The organism is Streptococcus parasanguinis (genome assembly GCF_019929185.1).
Classification (GTDB): Bacteria; Bacillota; Bacilli; order Lactobacillales; family Streptococcaceae; genus Streptococcus; species Streptococcus parasanguinis_O.
Window position 1 is genome coordinate 1 of sequence record NZ_JAHZPC010000034.1, and the last position, 950, is coordinate 950.

At 42.0% G+C, this 950-nt stretch carries 1 protein-coding gene; it reads right to left on the reverse strand.

The window, feature by feature from the left end:
• Window positions 1-179: 179 nt before the first annotated feature.
• Window positions 180-869: a gamma-glutamyl-gamma-aminobutyrate hydrolase family protein gene (locus tag K1I56_RS09935; RefSeq protein WP_223325866.1), complete on the reverse strand. Its 690-nt coding sequence runs from the start codon at window positions 867-869 to the stop codon at window positions 180-182.
• Between the last annotated feature and the right edge of the window lie 81 nt (window positions 870-950).

A 950-nucleotide genomic window follows, 5' to 3' on the forward strand; every position in this document is an offset into this window, starting at 1 on the left:
TTTATCTATCGCCTATTGTGAATCAGGAAATATCCTATCTCATTCTTTCACAAATACATTGGGAAAACTCCCTATCTTTAATCTTTTACCTGTTGGCACACGATAAGAGTCAGGAAAACATGGAGTAAAATATCCTATGTGCACTAAAAAAGAGGTTGACCCAACTTCAACCTCTTTTTTTATAATTCCTGTAATAAGTATTTAAAAAGTTCTAAATTCCCTTTTTCTTCATTAACCAAGTATTCTGGGTGCCACTGCAAGCCCATAATGCGATGACCATCTACAGCTTCAATGGCTTCGATGGTGTGATCGCGCGGATCAAAGGCGGTCGCACGGAAATTCGGTGCGAGATCCTTGATGCTTTGACGGTGCACGGAATTAATCCGACTGGCCTGTCCAAAAAGCTGCTCTACCACACTGCCTTTTTTAGTCTGGATAGAATGGGAAGTCCCAAACGGAAGTCCTTGCCAATGCCCTTCGATCTCTTGGTTGAGTGTTCCTCCAAAAGCCACATTGATCAACTGAACCCCACGGCAAATTCCTAGAACCGGTTTGTTTTGGCGTACTGCTTCCTTCAGTAGGGCAAGCTCAAATTGATCGCGTTTGATGTTGTAATCGTCGCTCTCGATAGTTTTTTCTTCACCATAAAGACTCGGGTCCACATTTTGGCCCCCACTCAAGATCAATTTATCAATGGTTTCAACATAATCCTTGACTAAGGAAATATCTCCCATCGGAATAACCATTGGAAGTCCGCCTGCTTGACGAATCCCTTCTGCAAACTGGCTGGAAACGGAGGAATGAAGGTTCTTCCCTTCCGGATCAACCGGACAGAGATTAGCGGATACTCCTACTATGGTTCTGCACATATTCATTCCTCCTTTATTATTTCATACATTCATCTTATCACCTATTAATGATCGTGTCTAATATGTATTTTTAAAGGAGAT

Bases quoted from the DNA above. Each gene is read 5' to 3' on its own strand.
- K1I56_RS09935 (WP_223325866.1), bottom strand. From the start codon at position 869: ATGTGCAGAACCATAGTAGGAGTATCCGCTAATCTCTGTCCGGTTGAT.